This window comes from Delftia sp. 60, from assembly GCF_002754395.1.
GTDB lineage: Bacteria > Pseudomonadota > Gammaproteobacteria > Burkholderiales > Burkholderiaceae_C > Comamonas > Comamonas acidovorans.
This window is the reverse complement of the sequence record NZ_PEFD01000001.1, coordinates 4,290,261-4,307,098: the sequence shown is the minus strand read 5'-3', so window position 1 is coordinate 4,307,098 and position 16,838 is coordinate 4,290,261. Positions and strand designations below refer to the sequence as shown.

The window sequence follows — 16,838 nt, the reverse complement described above, 5'->3', positions numbered from 1 at the left end:
CTCCGTTGCGGGGTCAGGGCGCTGGTGGAAACAGCAGGGGCCGCGCGGCCAGGGACGGCAGCACGCAAGCCACATCATGGGCGCAGTCCGGCACCACGACGAAGCGGCGTGGCCGCTGCGGCGCAAGCAGCTCGCGCTCGTAGGCCGCGAAGGCGTGGCCTCGCTGCAGCCGGAACGGGCCTTGCAGCATGGCGGCGCAGGACTTGTCGAGGATGGGATAGAACGCGCCCTTGTCAGCGCTGCTGTCCAGGGCGCCTTCCAGGTAGTCGATCTGCGCGGCCGCATAGCGGGCCCGTGCGGCAGCCGCATCGCGCCCCAGGTGGCCGGGCAGGTCCTGCAGGCCGTACTTCCAGCGGTCATGGCCCGGGCAGGCGCTGGCGGCGGGCGGCACCTGGAAGACAAAGCTGCACGCCCCCGGAAACGCCGCGCCTGTGCCGCAGGCTGCCCAGTCGGTGCTCTGCCCGGCCATCTGCGGCTGTGGCCGCACGGGATCGAAATACAGCCAGGTGCCCGGGTCGGCGATCACGTAGCGCAAGGTCACGGAGCCCGGCGCATCGGCCGCAAAGGCCACGCTGTGCTGCAGCATCTGCGCCCCTGCCGAAAACCCCGCCAGGGTCACGATGCGCAGGCCGGGCCAGCGCTGCACGAGCTCGGCCACCAGCGCATCCAGCGCGGCGAAAGAACCTATCGGATGCGGCCCCAGCGAGGGCTCGCCGGCCAGCCAGCCCGCGCAGGTCCATGCCGCGTCTGCGTTCCCGGCTGCGGGCACGCCACGGCTGTGGCAATGCGCAGCCTGGTCCTCGGGCACCTGGTACAGCGGGGCGATGACCAGGGTGTCCTGCAGCCGCTGCGCGCCTTCGGCGGCCCGCAGGCCGGCCTCGAAGCTGCGGTTGGCATCGCGCGGATGCCCGTGCATCACCACCAGCGCGGACCGGGGCATGGCGCCGTTGCTGGCCCCCGGCGCCTGCGATGCGTAGTAGCGCATGCGCCCCGCGTCGCCGGGCAGGTTGAAGGATTGCAGGCAGGCGGTGTCGGCCCGGTGCCTGCAAACGGAAGCATCGGCGGATGCAGTGGCAGACGCAGCCGCGGTGACAGGTTCGGGTGCTGGCGCTTGCGCCAGCGCCTCGACCGAGATCGCCAGAAACAGCAACAGCAGGGAGCGCAGAGGACGGATGGACGGCATGTGCGGGACGTCATTCGCAGGGGTGGGTCGGCCTGCTAGTATGCGGGCGGCCGCAAGCCATGGCCTGGCTTGTTTCTCAAGACCCACTCCCTTGTCGCATATGCCACTTCTGCCGCGTTTCAGCCTTGTCCTCGCCTGTCTCGCACTGCCGGCCTTCGTTCACGCCGCAGACTTCGACAAGAAAAACTGCACCTACAAAGGCATCCGTCTCTACGGCAAGGTCCAGATCGTGCACTCCTTTCCCGACATCAAGGTCCAGGCCACCAGCTCTTTCCCGGACCTCAAGGTCAAGGTGGTGGACTCCTTTGCAGACAGTTGCGGGGAGTGGAAGATCGTCACCTCCTTCCCCGACTTCAAGGTCCAGATGGTCAGTTCCTTCCCGGACCTGAAAGTCGACATGGGCAGCTCGTCGCCCGGCGTGCGATAGCCGCCTGGCACTGTCCAGCATTGCCCCATCGCAGCACCGTGACCTCCTCCACACCCGACGAATTCGAAGCCCTGCACGACCAGGCCTATGCCGACATGGAACGCGGCGCGCTGGCCGAGGCCGCCCAGGCCTTCGAGGCGCTGGCAGCCCACATGCCGGACAACCGCCACTACCACTACATGCTGGGCCTGGCGCGCAAGTACCAGCGCGATTGGCAGCCATCGCTGGAGCACAACCTGCGCGCCATTGCACTGGCGGGCGAAGACGATGAAGCCAGCCTCTGGAATGGCGCCATCGCGGCCACGGCGCTGTCCGACTGGACCACGGCGCGCAGGCTGTGGAAGGCCTGCGGCATCCAGGTGCCCGGCGAGCAGGGCCCCATCGAGGGTGACTACGGCGTGGCCGTGGTGCGCCTGCACCCCTGGCAGGGCGGCGAGACCGTGTTCATGCGCCGCATCGACCCCGTGCGCGCCCAGTTGCTCAACGTGCCGCTGCCCGAAAGCGGCCATCGTTTCGGCGACATCGTGCTGCACGACGGCGCCTCCACCGGTCAGCGGTTCAACGGCCAGCGCGAAGTGCCGGTCTTCAACGAGCTGCAGCGGCTGGAGCCCTCGGCATTCCAGACCTTCGTGGTCTTCATCACCTGCGCCAATGCGCAGGACTTGCAGGAATTGCTGGGTACCGAAGCCCCGGGCATCGGCTATGCCGAGGACTGGACGGCCAGCATCCGCCACTACTGCATGCGCTGCAGCTACGGCACGCCCCACCAGCATGCCGAGGCAGCTTCGCCACGCGAGGGCGAACCGTCCTGGCAGACCGATCGCAACCTGGGCATCGCCGCAGTGGACCGCGCCGCCGTCGATGCCGTGCTCAACGCATGGCAAGCCGGTGGCGCCGGGCGCCGTATCGACGCAGTGCAGACCCGCGAACTGCCCGTGCCCGACGAGGAAGAAAGCTGGGCCTGGTGGGTAGGGCCCGAGGGCGCGGAGGATGAGGCGCCGTAGCTGAGCAATGCGAGCGAGCATGGCCCGCAATGATCACCGACCCTGTGCGCGGGCCCCCTCAAGTCCGGGCGCGTGAAGCCGGACCCTGAAGCCTTCCGACACGCTGTAGCGAGGGATGCCGTGCCCCTCATACCGCCGCATCAGGCAAAGAAAGCGGTGCTTGAGCTGCATGGCCGCGCTGAACTCTTCCCAGGCGATCAGCGCACAGGGTGAATCGCCGTAGGTACTGCAGATGCGCACCTGGCGCTGGTCCGGCTCCATCTGCGCCCAGCCGTCCTCACGCAGGCTGACTGCGCGCACCTGAGGATTGCGCAGATCCAGAAGCTCGGCGAGATAGGGCAGGTCCAGGTCGTTGAGCCAGTGGTAGTTGAAGAAGTGGTGCATCACGTCCAGTGCATCGGGCGAGCCCCTGGCTTCGAGATCCATGTGCATGCGTGCGATGCCATTGCAGACGCTCATGCCCCGCACACGCACGGCGCTCAGCTGGATGTCTTCGGTGGTGTTCTCGCAAGAGAGGGTGTGCAGCATGCTGTCTGGTGAGGTGGGACGGATACGGTGCTTGCCAATGTAGCGTGCGCGGCCCCGGATGGACGATGGACTTGCTTGATCCGCGACGGATTGACCTTGGCCGTGCGTTGAAGTGATGTGGCAAGCCGACATCGGCTTTCTGCAAGCCACGTCCATCCACATCCTTTCAAGGAGAAACACCATGTCCCTGCGCAAAGCCTTTATGCTCGTCATTGCCACTGTTTCGTTGGCCGGCCTCGGCAGCGCCGCATCCGCCGCCACCTGGGACCAGGCCCATCCGCGCCGTGCCGAGGTCAACGGCCGCCTGGCCAACCAGGACCGCCGTATCCACAACGAAGTGCGCAAGGGCGAGATCAGCCATGGCCAGGCGGCTGCGCTGCACCAGCAGGACCGCAACATCCGCCAGGAAGAACACCTCATGGCCAGCCAGAACGGCGGTCATATCACGCGCAGCGAGCAGCATGTGCTGAACCAGCAGGAGAACCAGGTCAGCCGTGAGATCGGCCACTGAGCTGCCGCCGGTCAGATCTCGCCAGTTCTTGCGCACATGACACAAGGGCCGGCCGCCTTGAGGCGCCGGCCCTTTTTCATGTTGGCGTGCGGCCCGCGTTCAGGCTCTCAGCAATGGCGGCAGCGACCGCGCCGGGGCACCGCCTGGCAGGGCATGGCCTTGGGGGAACAGGTTGCGCGCCAGCCGCTGCGGGTCGATGCCGAAGCACTCGCCGGCTGCCGAGGCAATCAGCGCATCGACGCTGGTGGTCGGTTTCAGGTCCCGGTTCTCCAATAGCTGGGCGGGCTGCAGGCCAGGCCAGTCGGCCAGCACGCGGCCGCCCTGAACCGCGCCGCCCATCAGCATGGCGACGGCGCCTGTTCCGTGGTCGGTGCCGCCGGTGCCGTTGGCCGCAGCCGTGCGGCCGAACTCGGTGGCCACCAGCACCACGGTCTGCGACCAGGCATCGCCGAGGCCGTCATGCAGCGCCGCAATCAGTGCATCGAGGTTCTTGAGCTGGGCTGCCAGCCGGTTGTTTTGTGCACTGTGCGTGTCCCAGCCGCCGGTTTCGATCATGGCGATGCGCGGCCCGTCCTGGCGGGCAAGAAAGCCGGCTGCCAGCTTGCCCAGGCTGGCGCCATCCGGGCGCGGCCGGTTGTTGCCACCGTCCATGGCCACGCCGCGCGTGTCCATGGCGGAAGTCCAGAGAGCATGCAGCTGCGCATCTCCCTCGTAGAGCCTGGCCACGCGCAGCAGCAGGTCGTCACTGGCCTGAGGCAGGGAGGAAGGCGCGTAGGAGGCCACTTGCGCCGGCCCGCGCAGCGCCATGGGCACGGTGGGCGCGAAGGCAATGGCCTCTTCCCGGTGCGGCAACTGGGCGACCAGGCGGTTGAGCCAGCCGTCCTTGACCTGGTAGGGCGCGCTGCCTCCGGTTTCCAGCACGTTCTGGCCGTCGAAATGAGAGCGGTCACTGTAGGGCGATGCGACCGCGTGCACGAACAGCGCCTGGCCCCGGGCGTAGAGCCTGCCGGTCTCGGCCAATGAGGGATGCAGCGCGAACATGCCGTCCAGCCGCGTGGCCGCAGCCGTGTCCACGGCGATGGCGCCGCGCAGCCGGGCGTAGCCGGGGTCGGCATAGGGAATCAGGGTCTCCAGCCCGTCGGCCGCGCCGCGCTGGATGATGAACACGAAGCGGCGCTCGGTGGCTGCACGCGCCAGCGCCAGGTGGGGCGCGGCCAGTGCCAGCCCGGTGCCTGCGGCCAGCAGGCCCAGGAAATGTCGGCGATTGCGCCTGGCCATCGTGCTGGGCGCGATGTTCGTGGCGGTCGTATGGATCGTGGTCATGGTGTTCACCTGCGCAGGAAGTCGGGCGAGACCAGCAGCAGCGCGAGTGCGCCGCTGCCGCTTTCGGATCGGGCAATGGCCTCGGCCGTGCCCGCGCCCAGTGCATCGCCGGGCAGCAATCGGGGTGCCAGCGCGCGCGCATCGACGCTGTTGCCGGCCTGGGCTGCGAGCCGCTGCGCCAGCTCGACACGGCGCACCAGCGCATCGGGCGCAGCCCAGCTGGCGGCGATGTCGTCGTAGCCGGCCGGCGAGCCGGGGCGCCACACCGGCTGGCCGAGCTGGTTGAGCAGGCCGGCGGCCTGAGCACCCTTCAACTCGCGCCGGCCCAGTGCGCGCATGGAAGAGACGGCCCATTCCCAGGGTGTCTTGAACTTCGTGGCTGGCGCGGCCCAGGGTTCTGGCGAATCGATCAGCGCGCGGTAGACGGCTGGCAGGTCCCCGCCGCTGCGCTGGTAGGCGGCCGCAAGGCTCTGCACCAGCGCGGGCGGCGGATCGTCGGCGACGAAGTGTCGTGCCAGCTTGGTCGCGACATGGAGCGCGGTAGCGGGGGAGGCCGCCAGGTCGCGCAGGATGGCCAGCGCCTGCTCCTGCCCGCCTGCGGCATAGCTGCGGCCCAGCAGGCGGCGCGGTCCGGGCTCGTGCAATGCCGGGCGGTACTGGAAGCCGGCGCTGGCGGCCGGGCTGCCTGCGTCATTGCCCAGGCTCCAGCCGGTGAGCGCGCGGGCGAACTCGGTCACGTCCTGCTGGGTGTAGCCGCTGCGCGCGCCCAGGGTGTGCAGCTCCATGATTTCCCGCGCCAGGTTTTCGTTCAGGCCGCGTGTCTTGTCCGGGTTGCGCCGGGCGGCGCGCTGTGCAGCGGGGCTGGCGGGTCCCACCGACTGGGCCTGGTCCAGATAGACCAGCATGGCCGGGTGGCGCACGGCGGCAAGCAGCAGGTCCTCGAATCGGCCCAGCACGTGCGGGCGTATGGCCTCGGCCTCGTATGCGCCGGCCAGGTCGAGCACCACGGGCTTTTCCACCGAGACCGCGAAGTGGTTCGACCAGAAATGCACCAGGCGTTCCACAAACGGCGCGGGTGTGTCGATGGCGCTGGCCAGGCGCGCGTTCACTGCGTCCAGGTAGCCGTTGCGTGCGCCACGGCGCAGCTGCTGGCGGGCGGCGGCGCGCTGGTCTTCAGGCAGGCTGCGCAGCTCGCGCTGCCGGGACTGGTAGTCGGACAGCAGCGCGTCCGTGTCCGCGTGACCGGCCCAGGCAGGGGGCTGTGGCTGGTAGCGCACGAACTGGTCCAGCAGCCAGCGCTGCGGGTCGGCGGGCAGTGCGTCGTCAGGGCGGGCACCCAGGCCGAAGCGGTTCAGGGCGATGGCGGCAGAATTCATGGCTTCACCTCGAAAAATCGCGGGCGCGGCGGGCGCGGCAGGCGTGTCCTGTGCTCCTCAGCGCCTGGCCGGGGATGCGGGCACATGGAAGGGGCCTTGCTGCGCTGCCAGCCCCTGCACCAGTGTCTGTCGCTCGGCCGGCGTGAGCTGGGCCGCGAAGTCGACCACGTGCGCCTCCACGCGCTCGCGCACCGCCGTGTCGGCGGCCCGGGTACGTGCCAATGCAGCCTCGACGGCAGCGCGATCGAACTGCGGCGCAGCCAGCAGGCGAACCACCTCGGCGCGGCCTTCGCGGCTGCCTTGGGTCAGCGCAGCAGCCTCGCGCCGCACTTCACGCAGTCCTGTGCGGAAAGCCTGGCGCCGCTCGGGCGGCAGGCCGTCTGCGGCAAAGCGCAGTCCGCGCGCAGTGGCCGGGGGGCTGCCCGCCGGTGCTCCGGTGGGTGTTCCTGTCTGCGTGGACGTGGCTACCGACCTGGCCTCGGCCTGGTGTGCCCACCAGCGCCAGGTGCCACCGGCAATGCCGCCCACCAGAAACAGATTCAGCAGGGCAGAGGCCCACAGCCAGCGGCGCAGGTGCGTCGTGCGGGGGGCATCGCCGATGGGGGATTCGTTCATCGTCATTCCTCGCTTCCTTCCACCAAGGCGCTGCCCGTGTCGAAGGCGGTGCCGGGCCACCAGCCGCCTTCGGACTGTGCCGGCCGGGCCGTGGGAAAGACCGTGCCTATCAGCAAGGCCACGGCCAGGGCGCCTGCGGCCACACCGGCCAGGCCCGCACCGGCGATGCTGGCGCCGGACCACCAGCCATGCCAGGGCTTGCGGCCGCTGGCGCGCACCGGCTGTGCGGGCGCAGTACCACGGGGCCGCGGCCATGCATGCGGCGATGGTTGACCTGGTGCAGTCGCCATGCCTGGGCGCGCTTGCAAGCCGGCCAGCACTGCGCTTGCCAGCGCTGCGCTGGGGGGCGCGACGGCATGGCTGCCCAGCAGCGTGTCGAGTTCATTTGCACGGGCGAGCACGGCCTGGGCCGCAGGCGCAAAGGCCGGCTGTTCCATCAGCGCACGTGCCGCAGCCTGCTCCTGTGCCGGCCAGCGCCGCAGGTCGGCGCCCCAGGCGTCGGCCAATTGTTCAAAGCGTTCTGGCGTCATGGCGGTGATCCTCCAGGGTCTGCGGGTGCGGCGATTGCGCTCGTGCTTGCGTCCTGCAGGCGGGCGCGCAAGCTGCGCCGCGCACGGGCCAGCAGGCTTTCCAGGGCATCCACGGAGACGCCCATGAGTGCTGCCGCCTCGGCCTGGGGCAGCGCCTGGTAGTAGTGCAGCACCAGCGCCTCGCGCTGGCGCGGCGGCAGTGCATCCAGGGCAGCGGCGACCCGGGCACTGTGCTGCGCGTGGTCCAGCTGCTGCTCCGGTGTGGGGCCGGGGTCGGCGAAGGCGGCGGCTTCGGCGTGCTCGTCCAGCGCTTCTTCGCGCCGCACCGCGCGCCGTCGGAGCCGATCGCGGCACAGGTTGAGCACCACCTCATGCAGCCAGGTGTCAAAGCGGGCCTGGCCCGGCCGCCAGAGGCCAACCTGCTGCCAGGCGCGCACCAAGCCTTCCTGCGCCACCTCTTCAGCCTCTGCCCGGCTGCCCAGCAGGCGCTGGGCCAGACCCAGCATGCGTGGCAGCTTGCGCTCCACCAGTTCGCGGGCGGCCTGCGGCTCACCGCGGGCCAGTCTCGCCAGCAGGTCGGCATCCGGGTCATCGATTTCAGCCAAAGGGCATCGGTGTAGTGGCGGGGTCAGCCAGTGTCGCGCGGCTCAACGCCAGCCGCGATGCCAGCCGTAGACCGGATGGTGCCAGCCCCAGCCGTAGCGCGGGTGGTATTGCCATACGAAGCCGACGCTGGGCATCGGATAGGCAGGCGCCACATAGGCGACGCCCGGCGGCACCACGTAGGGTCCAGGCGCCACGGGCGCAACAGGCGCTACCACGCAGCCGGCCAGCGCGGCCAGGCTGCCGGCGGCAAGCGCCAGCGCAAGCGGACGGACAGCGCGGCGAACAGTCAAACGCAATGAGGACATGAAAGACTCCTGCATCGGCCACATCAAGCGGCCTTATTGCGTTCAACGCGCGGGCAGCACGGATCCGTCGCGGGGGAGAGAAAAAATGTCGCGGAGAAAAGCGGGGGAGAGGTCGGCGGAGGGAGAGATCGGGCCCGCGCGGAAGGCGGCCCGTGGGATATCAGTGGCGGATGTGCATCCGGGACTGATGGACTTTGCTCCAGGAAATCTGGAGCGGGCGAAGGGAATCGAACCCTCATCATGAGCTTGGGAAGCTCAGGTCCTGCCATTGAACGACGCCCGCTTCTACTGGTGGATCAGCATCTTACGCGATGCCGGCATTTGACCCAATGCGGAGCGGTCCGCATCTTCAACATCCTGTCCTTCATGCCGCACCGGCACAAGCCTGTGCTTGGTCGCCTGAACCTTGGCGCCGCTGGCGCTTCGCTGTGCGCACCCGATGTATGCCCGCCTTGCATCTCTACAAGGCGGGCCAAAGCCGCAAGCGGACCCCGCAAAAAAGAAGCTCGCCAGCGGTGCTGCGAGCTTGTGAATGCCTGCGACGTGCAGGCACGGGGAAGAAAAAGTCCGGTGCCCTTTTCAGGGCATGCCTATGAATTCCAGGAGGAGAACCATGAGTCAACCATAGGCCCGGCGATTAACCGCATTTCAGCTCGTGACCGGGAACATCGGCCCTGCCAGCGTGGAGATGTACAGGGAGATGAGGGTCACCACGGACCAGAAAAATGTGAGAAAGATATGTCGCATCACGGTCCTCCTCAAGTCATCGAACAAGCGCGCGAAACGCCCGAATGCAAGCCTTCGCAAAACGTCGCAAGGGGCTGCGAGATCTGGTGCTGCGCAACTGAATGAGCTGGTAGCTACCCCTTACCGGAAAGGCATCCAGGAGACTCCGGTGGTAGCGGGCATCAGGGTCCGGATTGAAAGACTCACTCGGTACGACTTGACTCATGCTTATCTCCATCAGCAGGGCATTGCGGGTCTCGGGACTGACGCTATTTCAACTGCTTGTGAGGCTTCCCTGTGCGAGCCAAGTCAGGGTGCTCATGTAGGTCGAGCATGCCCCGTATGTATGAGTTCTTTCGACACGGTGTCCGCTTGGAGCTGCGGCCGTTGAAGGGGCAACGAAAAGGGCCCGCAAGCGGCGAAGCTGCGGGCCCTGGAAGAAAAATGCCGATGCCGTGGGGGCGTGCCTGGGAAAGGGATTTGAGAGGGAGGGAGGAGAAAGCTCCCAGGCTCGGCGGAATCCGTTGCCGGCCAGTATGCAGACCTTTCCTGAAGAAAAGCTTTACGTCGTGTAAAGAAGTTGCAGGTCTGCTGTGTGGAGTCACCCCGGATGGTCAAGTGCTGCGCGCTGATTTACCGCCGGAGGTCGCACGGGATTTGGACGAGGCACGCCAGTAGGTTGTGATCCTGATGGCCACGGAGGTGGAACTGCAGCAGGTTGACGGTGGGGCGTTAACGGCTTGCTTGTGTTTCGTGCAGAGCGCTATCCCACTACTTGGCCGGATGGTCCTTGCGGTACAGCGTCCACTCTTCCATTTCCGTCCCGTTCGGCAGCACGCAGATGCCTTCCTGGCCCTGGGGCGTCTTCTCCATCCGAACTTGTCCGCCGATTTCACCGCAATAGACCGATGCGGGATTGGCCATGCCCACGGAGGGTGCCAGCTTCTGTTGGGCGCATGCGCTGAGTGCCAGTGCCACCAGGGCCACCAGCGCGATTCCTGAGAGTTCCAGTGCTTTGTTCATTGCGCCACTCTATACCTCTGGAGGTTGGGAGTGTTGTTGCGTCCGCAACCTTCGGTTTGCGATGCAAAGGTATGTCAGCGCGGCATTTTGTGCATAGAATGCTGACTCGCTAGCATACAACCCAAGAAAAGTCCATGACACCTGATTACAAGACGCTCCTGCAGCAAAAGGCAGAGATCGAAGCACGCATCGCCGAAGTCCTGAAAGCCGAAAAAGGCGGGGCCATCGCCAAGGTTCGCGAGCTCGTCCAGCAATTCCAATTGACCCAGGAAGATGTGTTCAGCACGGGCAAGCGCAAGTCGCCCGTCGGTGCAGGCGTGCCCAAGTACCGTGATCCGTCCACCGGCGCAACGTGGACCGGCCGGGGCAAGCCTCCTGCGTGGATCAAGGATGCAGTGGACCGCACTGCCTTCGAAATCTGACCAACAGCCCGCACTCGCGGGCTTTGTCTTTTCTGGCCACTTGCGCTCAGTGGGCCCACGGCAGTTCACAAGCGTCACCTTGCGCCAAGGCCGACGCTCTTGTCATGCTCTGCGCTGATTGCCTTAGCTGTGCTTGTCCGACAGGGCCGGTCCCGGGCGGCGACCATGCTTGAGGTCATGAACAAACCTACTCCCAACACCCCGGGCCAAGTGCCCACCTCGTCGTCCCGCAACCGGTTCGCCACCAAGCGAACCATGTACATCGTTGCCGCTATCGTGGCTGTGGCACTGGTGATCATGTTTGTGCCCTGGTAGGCGCGCATCGACATCCCGCTCCCGCCCCCGCTCATGTCCGCAAGGGCATGAGAAAGCCCGCCATCTGGCGGGCTTTCGTTTTGGGGAATCGCTTGCCTCAGTGCGCGTGGTGCGCCGTGGGTGCTTGCGCCGGGGGGAGTTGGGCCAACTTCTGCGAGCAGTCGCTGCACACATGCCACGCGTGGAATTGGCGGGCTCCTGTGGCGGGTTTTTCCTGTTCGCACTGGATGCAGAAGACGGCGGGGGCCAGGTCCATGAGCCGGATCGGCTCTCGGCCTTTCTTGGGACTACGCATAGCTCTCCTTCAAAGTGTTGCTCCTCGGTATCCATTGGGCGCCGGGTTGGGAAAGGCCGGTCGTCAGCGGGCGCGCCATGGCGCAGCAGAAGCCAGCGCCATCGAGGGTGCGTGTTCAACTTACAGCCAAGCCGTCTCACGGTTGTGACTTCCGCATGACCGTGTGGGGAACGCGCCGCAGTGGTTTGACAGTGCAATTTGCGCAGTCTTAGAATTTGTCCCTTCCATTCCTGCGACCGCTGCGAGCCTGACATGAACCTGTGACGCCTTCGGACCCTAGTCCGACCGATCCCCCCGAAGCCCATTCCCGGCCCACGGCGGACGCCCGCGTCACCACCTGCATGCCCGTTGACTGCTCCGCGTTTTCTGAACGCAATCTCGCGTCGCCGTGCGGCCTCTTTATGAAAGAGTGCCCATGACAGAACCCATCGACATCCTTGCCCACAACACCGCCGCCTGGAACCTGCAGGCAGCGAAAGACTGCGACTGGTCGCGCCCGGTCGACAGCGCTGAAATAGCCCGGGCCCGTGCCGGAAGCTGGCAGGCGCGGCTCACGCCCGGCCCCTTGCCAGCGGGCTGGCTGGATGATGTGCGCGGCCTGCGCATCCTCTGCCTTGCCGGCGGCGGCGGCCAGCAGGGGCCCATTCTTGCGGCGGCGGGCGCGCAGGTCACCGTGTTCGATGCCTCTGCCGGGCAGCTTGCACAGGACCGCCATGTAGCGCAGCGCGAAGGCCTTGCGCTGACCTGCGTGCAGGGAGATATGCGCGATCTGGGCGTTTTTGCAGATGCCGGCTTCGATGTGATCTTTCACCCCATCTCCAACCTCTACGTGCCTGATGTGCGTCCCGTATGGCGTGAATGCGCGCGGGTGCTCGCGAAGGGTGGGCGCCTTCTGTCCAGCTTCTGGAATCCGGTGGTCTTCGTGGAGGACCGCGATCCCGCGTTGCGCGAGCAAGGGCTCATGCGGCCTGCGCGGCGCCTTCCGTATTCCGATGTGGTGGATTTGCCGCCCGCAGCGCTTGATGCCAAGCGGGAGCGCAATGAGGCGCTGGTGTTCGGCCATACGCTGGCCGATCAGATCGGCGGCCAGCTGGATGCGGGGTTGGTGCTGACGGGCTTTCATGAAGACTGGCAGCCCCATGCCCGTTTTGTGATCGAGAAGTTCGTGCCGACCTTCATTGCGACACGTTCGGTGAAACTCTGAAGGTACTGCGGCCTGGCCTTGCCGCCCTCAGGTCGGCCTTAGGTCGCCTTTAGGTGCGCAAGGCCGGCGTCCAGGTCTGTTGCTGGGCGGGTTCGGTCACGGGCTGCGCCGGCTTCGGTCGGGGAGCCGGGCCCTTGGCCTGGGACGAGGGCTGGGCCTGCCGTGCTTGCTCGGCGCCGGATTTGGCCAGCAGCATCATCACGGCCATGCAGATCAGCGTCAGCATGAGCACCACGCAGATGGGGCCCAGATCCACGGAGGCGATGTCCAGCCCCTTCAGCGACTGCCAGCGTTCTGAGCGTACTTCCAGTGGTTCTTCGGGATCGGCCATGGCACCTCCACTGCGTTGAGTGTGGACACATGCTAGGCGTAAGTGAGCATGCAAACAATATGGGGACTTCGCCAGGATGTGAGGGTATACAGCAGCCCCGGCTCGGTTGGCTTCACGCTTGAAGGCTCTTTCCGCTGCTGCCGTGTGACAGCTACTTGACCCACATCAACTGCACCGCCACGGCCAGGGCGATGGCCAGCAGCCCCAGCAGCACGGCCATTGCCACGATGGTGACCGCCCTGCGGCGCTTTGCCTTGCGTGGGTTGCGCAAACGGGGCGGGGTGGGAGGGGGCTGCGTGGCATCCAGGGCCGCAATTCTTGCCAGCCAGTCTTCGGCTGTGGGCAAGGTGGGGGTGGGCGATGCGCAGGGTGAGGCGGGGGCGAGGCGGGTGGTGAGACGGGCTTGCCACGGTTCATGGCCCCAGCTCCTGACGCATCTCTTCAAGCACCTGCACGGCGCCCTGGATCATGGCCAGCCTGTGCTGCAGCGCAGCCTTTTGGGCCTGCAGCCGGTCCAGCTGCTCGGCGACCAGCGCCTCGTCGGCCCGCAGCTTCTTCAGCCGCTCCTGTATGGCCTCCATTTCCGGGGCGCTCATCTGCCAATCCTCCAGCATCGAAGGGCGCGGAGCGTGGCCCGGACCCTTCTCACAATTCACACGAATGCTGGCAATTATCTGTGCGCCTTAGTGATTGGCTATGAATGAATTGACATAGATTGTCATTGACCGGCGCAGAAGGCCGAAGGCTGTGCAGTTGTTCAAAGCAGCCAGGTCCTGTTGGGCCGGTTGCCGTCGATTTCCACAAGTCCTGCGTCCTGCAGTATGGGCAGGATGTAGGTGATCACCACGGCCGCGTTGTCGTTGGCCTGCTTGGCCGCAAAGCCCAGAAAGCCGGGCCGGTGCTGGCTGGAGGCCACGATGCAGGGCCGCTCGGCGCCGTGATGCTCCTGGGCCAGATGGCGCAGCACGGCGCCGAAGGCTTCCCGCCTTATGCGCACCGTGTTGCCCTTGTGCGTTCTGACTTCCAGGCCGCTGTCGCTGCGGCGGATGACAGTGAAGGACGCGGTGCGTCCCTTGTCGGGCGTCTTCAGGGGCTTGTCCTGGGCGATGCCGTCCCAGAAGGCATTGAAATCGTTGTTGGAGAGCACGCGCACGAAAAAGAGGTCCATTGCCTGGAGGTTTTCTTGGACGTGGAGTCTCCCTGGCTTCGACTGGCCGAAGATGAGCAAATCTGAGCAGTGCCGCTCAATGTGCGAGAAATTTGAGGAAGATCCGGCCTTGCCGCGTTCTGACCTCGGTCCCTTCGATAAAGCCCATCAGTCTGGCCGAACCGTCCATGGAGTACAGCGCCGGTCCATCGATGCGGTAGATGGGCCTGGTCCCGCAACGGACGAATTCATCGCCTTCGACACGCCCGATTTCGTTTCCGTGCCCATCAAGCACAGTCCACGAGCCTCCTGCAATCATGGCCTCACCCGGCAGTTGCCGGTTCCCAAGTGAAACCACCAATCTAAGGAACGCGAGGTGTCTGAATCTGAGCGAATCTGAGCAGTCGTGTAAAGCTGTGCCGCCGACGCCTTGGGCAGGGTCCTGTGGAAATTCGTGTGCGCCAGGCCCAAGCCGCATCGCACCGGCCAAAAGAAGCTGGCTGCGATCTAGGGGCACTGCATGCGTGGGCGATTGAGCGGTTCGCAGCCAAGTAGAATTGTTTCATATCAAAGACATGCTGCTCTGAAAGTTGCAGCGACCGGGCCCGCTTGGCGGGCCTTGTGCATGGGGCGCGGTCCCGCAGCCGGTATCTGGGTGCATGTCCTGATTCTCTGTAGGCCCGGCCTGCGATCCAATCTCGCGCATGGGGCTGAGCCTTCTTGTCAAATTGCTCTCATTTATGAAGATCTGCTGTCGCCAACCGGATGCGCCTGCGGCATTGCCTTTCGGCTTGCCCGTGGGCCATGCCGTGTGGTGCATGCCGCGCTGCGGAGGGCGGGTGTGAGCGAACAGGCGCTGTACGATCTGGCCCCCGTTCTGGAGCTGATGCTGCTGGGCCTGTTGCTGGCGCTGGGCCCCCTGGCCTGGGTGTGGCTGCGCAATCGCAGCGGCGGCTCGCTCAAGCGGCTGCAGGCGCTGTCGGTGCTCACGCTGTTCCTGACTTTCGATCTGGTGCTGTTCGGCGCCTTCACCCGCCTGACCGATTCCGGCCTGGGCTGCCCCGACTGGCCGGGCTGCTATGGCAGCGCCAGCCCCATGGGCGCCCGCGCGCAGATTGCTGAGGCCCAGGCCGCCATGCCCACCGGGCCGGTGACGCATGGCAAGGCATGGATAGAGATGGTCCACCGCTATCTGGCAACCACCGTGGGCGTGCTCATCATCGCCATGACCATCATGGCCTGGCGGCGCGCGCGGCGCCTGGGCAGGGCGGGTGGCGCAGGGGCCGAGCTTACAGGGGCGGAGGGCACAGGCGGTGCCCTGAGTCCGTGGTGGCCCACGCTGGCGCTGTTCTGGGTCTGCCTGCAGGGCGCCTTTGGCGCCTGGACCGTGACCATGAAGCTTTTTCCGGCCATCGTGACCCTGCACCTGCTGGGCGGCACGGGGCTGCTGGCCTTGCTGTGCGTGCCCGCCGTGGGGTTGAGCCGTGCTGCGCGTCAGCAAGGGGCGACCGTGATTTCGCCCGCGCTGCGCGCGGGGCTGTGGCTGGGTCTTGCGCTGCTGGTGCTGCAGGTGGCGCTGGGCGGCTGGGTCAGCACCAACTATGCGGTGCTGGCCTGCAGCAGTTTCCCGACCTGCCAGGGCAGCTGGTGGCCGGCCATGGATTTTTCGCAGGCGCTGCAGATCTGGCGTCCGCTGGGCCTGCTGCAGGACGGCAGCAACATCAGCTTTGCGGGCCTCACGGCCATCCACTATCTGCACCGCCTGGCGGCCTATGTGGTGGTGGCTGCGCTGGCCGGGCTGTGGTGGCGTTTGGGTGAAGTGCCCGCACTGGCGTCGCAGCGCCGCGTGCTGGGTGCGTTTTTGGTGCTGCAGGTGCTGACAGGCCTGTCGAACGTGGTGCTCGATTGGCCGTTGGTGGCCGCGGTGCTGCATACGGGCGGCGCAGCTGCGCTGGTGACCGTGATTGTTTGGTGCCTGGCGGCCAGCCGCCCGGGCGCACTGCGGGACGGTCTGCCGGTTGCCCGTGGAGAGATTGCATGAGTAAACAAGCTTCCCTGAGTGTCGAGCCCTCGCGCTGGACACAGTTCTATGCCCTGACCAAGCCGCGTGTGGTGCAGCTGATCGTGTTCTGCGCACTGATCGGCATGGTGCTGGCCGTGCCCGGCTGGCCCAACGCCGACCAGTGGCTGCACATGGCGCTGGCCTGCTTGGGCATCTGGCTGGTGGCGGGCGCGGCGGCCGCCTTCAACTGCCTGGTGGAGCGCCATATCGATGCGCGCATGAAGCGCACCTCCTGGCGGCCCACGGCGCGCGGCGAGCTGAGCAGCCAGCAGGCGCTGGCCTTCTCGGCCATCTTGTGCACGCTGGGCGCGCTGGTGCTGCTGCTGTGCACCAACCCGCTGACCATGTGGCTGACGCTGGCCACCTTCGTGGGCTATGCCGTGATCTACACGGTGATCCTCAAGCCCGCCACGCCGCAGAACATCGTGATCGGCGGCGCCTCTGGTGCCATGCCGCCCGTGCTGGGCTGGGCCGCGATGACGGGCCAGGTCGGTCCCGAGGCGCTGATCCTGTTCCTCATCATCTTCCTGTGGACACCACCCCATTTCTGGGCGCTGGCGCTGTACCGCGTGGAAGACTACCGCCAGTCCGGCCTGCCCATGCTGCCCGTGACGCATGGCAGCGAGTACACGCGGCTGCAGATCCTGCTGTATACGGTGATCCTGTTTGCGGCCTGCATGCTGCCCTTCATGTACGGCATGAGTTCCTGGCTGTACCTGGTGGTGGCCGTGGTGCTGAGCGTGGGCTTCTGTGCCTATGCCTTTGCACTGTGGCGCAATTACTCGGACCAGCTGTCGCGCAAGACATTCCGCTTCTCGCTGATCCACCTGAGCGTGCTGTTCCTGGCGCTGCTGGTCGATCACTACCTCTGGCTGGGCTGATGGGTTGATGGCCTGAGGGCCATG

20 protein-coding genes and 1 tRNA gene are annotated in these 16,838 nt (G+C 66.5%); 7 read left to right on the top strand and 14 right to left on the bottom strand.

Annotation, left to right across the window (positions count from 1 at the left end; genetic code table 11):
- Positions 1 to 13: 13 nt before the first annotated feature.
- Positions 14 to 1,183 (bottom strand): hypothetical protein, encoded by a 1,170-nt coding sequence (locus tag CLV01_RS19550; RefSeq protein WP_099733449.1) that lies wholly within the window; start codon positions 1,181 to 1,183, stop codon positions 14 to 16.
- Between the two features lie 100 nt (positions 1,184 to 1,283).
- Here CLV01_RS19550 and CLV01_RS19545 point away from each other — a divergent pair, with 100 nt between their 5' ends.
- Positions 1,284 to 1,610: a hypothetical protein gene (locus CLV01_RS19545; protein ID WP_225971107.1), complete on the top strand. Its 327-nt coding sequence runs from the start codon at positions 1,284 to 1,286 to the stop codon at positions 1,608 to 1,610.
- Positions 1,611 to 1,648: 38 nt separating this feature from the next.
- Positions 1,649 to 2,614, top strand: a complete 966-nt coding sequence (locus CLV01_RS19540) for a hypothetical protein (protein ID WP_099733450.1) — start codon at positions 1,649 to 1,651, stop codon at positions 2,612 to 2,614.
- 33 nt (positions 2,615 to 2,647) lie between these two features.
- Here CLV01_RS19540 and CLV01_RS19535 read toward each other — a convergent pair whose 3' ends face one another.
- Positions 2,648 to 3,142 carry a hypothetical protein gene (locus tag CLV01_RS19535; protein ID WP_099733451.1) on the bottom strand — a complete coding sequence of 165 codons (495 nt, stop codon included), beginning with the start codon at positions 3,140 to 3,142 and terminating at the stop codon, positions 2,648 to 2,650.
- Between the two features lie 181 nt (positions 3,143 to 3,323).
- On the opposite strand from CLV01_RS19535, the gene CLV01_RS19530 reads away from it, so the two are divergent.
- Positions 3,324 to 3,653, top strand: a complete 330-nt coding sequence (locus CLV01_RS19530) for a hypothetical protein (RefSeq protein ID WP_099735099.1) — start codon at positions 3,324 to 3,326, stop codon at positions 3,651 to 3,653.
- A 99-nt stretch (positions 3,654 to 3,752) separates the two neighbouring features.
- On the opposite strand, the gene CLV01_RS19525 is transcribed toward CLV01_RS19530, so the two are convergent.
- The 8 genes from CLV01_RS19525 to CLV01_RS19485 form a co-directional block, all read right to left on the bottom strand.
- Positions 3,753 to 4,976, bottom strand: coding sequence for a DUF1501 domain-containing protein (locus CLV01_RS19525; RefSeq protein ID WP_099735100.1), 1,224 nt, complete (start codon positions 4,974 to 4,976; stop codon positions 3,753 to 3,755).
- Between the two features lie 5 nt (positions 4,977 to 4,981).
- Positions 4,982 to 6,352, bottom strand: a complete 1,371-nt coding sequence (locus tag CLV01_RS19520) for a DUF1800 domain-containing protein (RefSeq protein WP_099733452.1) — start codon at positions 6,350 to 6,352, stop codon at positions 4,982 to 4,984.
- Positions 6,353 to 6,409: 57 nt separating this feature from the next.
- Entirely contained in the window at positions 6,410 to 6,973 is a 564-nt protein-coding gene (locus CLV01_RS19515) for a periplasmic heavy metal sensor (protein ID WP_099733453.1), read from the bottom strand.
- Positions 6,970 to 7,497, bottom strand: a complete 528-nt coding sequence (locus tag CLV01_RS19510; protein WP_099733454.1) for a hypothetical protein — start codon at positions 7,495 to 7,497, stop codon at positions 6,970 to 6,972. Before CLV01_RS19510 ends, CLV01_RS19515 begins: the two co-directional genes overlap by 4 nt.
- Positions 7,494 to 8,102, bottom strand: a complete 609-nt coding sequence (locus CLV01_RS19505) for an RNA polymerase sigma factor (RefSeq protein ID WP_099733455.1) — start codon at positions 8,100 to 8,102, stop codon at positions 7,494 to 7,496. The genes CLV01_RS19510 and CLV01_RS19505 overlap by 4 nt, the downstream gene beginning before the upstream one ends.
- A gap of 42 nt (positions 8,103 to 8,144) precedes the next feature.
- Entirely contained in the window at positions 8,145 to 8,408 is a 264-nt protein-coding gene (locus CLV01_RS19500) for a hypothetical protein (RefSeq protein WP_071957157.1), read from the bottom strand.
- Positions 8,409 to 8,617: 209 nt separating this feature from the next.
- A tRNA-Gly gene (locus CLV01_RS19495) sits at positions 8,618 to 8,691 on the bottom strand.
- Positions 8,692 to 9,905: 1,214 nt separating this feature from the next.
- Positions 9,906 to 10,157 carry a putative hemolysin gene (locus tag CLV01_RS19485; RefSeq protein ID WP_013802146.1) on the bottom strand — a complete coding sequence of 84 codons (252 nt, stop codon included), beginning with the start codon at positions 10,155 to 10,157 and terminating at the stop codon, positions 9,906 to 9,908.
- A gap of 134 nt (positions 10,158 to 10,291) precedes the next feature.
- Here CLV01_RS19485 and CLV01_RS19480 point away from each other — a divergent pair, with 134 nt between their 5' ends.
- Both CLV01_RS19480 and CLV01_RS19465 read left to right on the top strand, forming a co-directional pair.
- Positions 10,292 to 10,579: an H-NS histone family protein gene (locus tag CLV01_RS19480; protein WP_012205896.1), complete on the top strand. Its 288-nt coding sequence runs from the start codon at positions 10,292 to 10,294 to the stop codon at positions 10,577 to 10,579.
- Between the two features lie 1,025 nt (positions 10,580 to 11,604).
- The gene (locus tag CLV01_RS19465; protein WP_013802150.1) at positions 11,605 to 12,393 is read left to right on the top strand and encodes a class I SAM-dependent methyltransferase; all 789 of its coding nucleotides are present in this window, start codon (positions 11,605 to 11,607) and stop codon (positions 12,391 to 12,393) included.
- A gap of 49 nt (positions 12,394 to 12,442) precedes the next feature.
- Here the strand turns inward: CLV01_RS19465 and CLV01_RS19460 are convergent, their stop codons facing one another.
- The 4 genes from CLV01_RS19460 to CLV01_RS19445 all read right to left on the bottom strand — a co-directional run bounded on the left by CLV01_RS19460 (position 12,443) and on the right by CLV01_RS19445 (position 13,892).
- Positions 12,443 to 12,724 (bottom strand): hypothetical protein, encoded by a 282-nt coding sequence (locus CLV01_RS19460; protein ID WP_012205894.1) that lies wholly within the window; start codon positions 12,722 to 12,724, stop codon positions 12,443 to 12,445.
- A gap of 151 nt (positions 12,725 to 12,875) precedes the next feature.
- The gene (locus CLV01_RS19455) at positions 12,876 to 13,070 is read right to left on the bottom strand and encodes a hypothetical protein (RefSeq protein ID WP_257221410.1); all 195 of its coding nucleotides are present in this window, start codon (positions 13,068 to 13,070) and stop codon (positions 12,876 to 12,878) included.
- Positions 13,071 to 13,137: 67 nt separating this feature from the next.
- A complete protein-coding gene (locus CLV01_RS19450) occupies positions 13,138 to 13,320 on the bottom strand; it encodes a hypothetical protein (protein WP_225613976.1) in 183 nt (60 codons plus the stop codon).
- Positions 13,321 to 13,481: 161 nt separating this feature from the next.
- Positions 13,482 to 13,892: a hypothetical protein gene (locus tag CLV01_RS19445; protein ID WP_013802153.1), complete on the bottom strand. Its 411-nt coding sequence runs from the start codon at positions 13,890 to 13,892 to the stop codon at positions 13,482 to 13,484.
- An 820-nt stretch (positions 13,893 to 14,712) separates the two neighbouring features.
- Between CLV01_RS19445 and CLV01_RS19435 the strand changes: the two genes are divergently transcribed.
- Positions 14,713 to 15,912: a COX15/CtaA family protein gene (locus CLV01_RS19435; protein WP_099735102.1), complete on the top strand. Its 1,200-nt coding sequence runs from the start codon at positions 14,713 to 14,715 to the stop codon at positions 15,910 to 15,912.
- Positions 15,909 to 16,814 (top strand): heme o synthase, encoded by a 906-nt coding sequence (cyoE, locus tag CLV01_RS19430; protein WP_099733458.1) that lies wholly within the window; start codon positions 15,909 to 15,911, stop codon positions 16,812 to 16,814. Before CLV01_RS19435 ends, cyoE begins: the two co-directional genes overlap by 4 nt.
- Positions 16,815 to 16,838 lie beyond the last annotated feature (24 nt).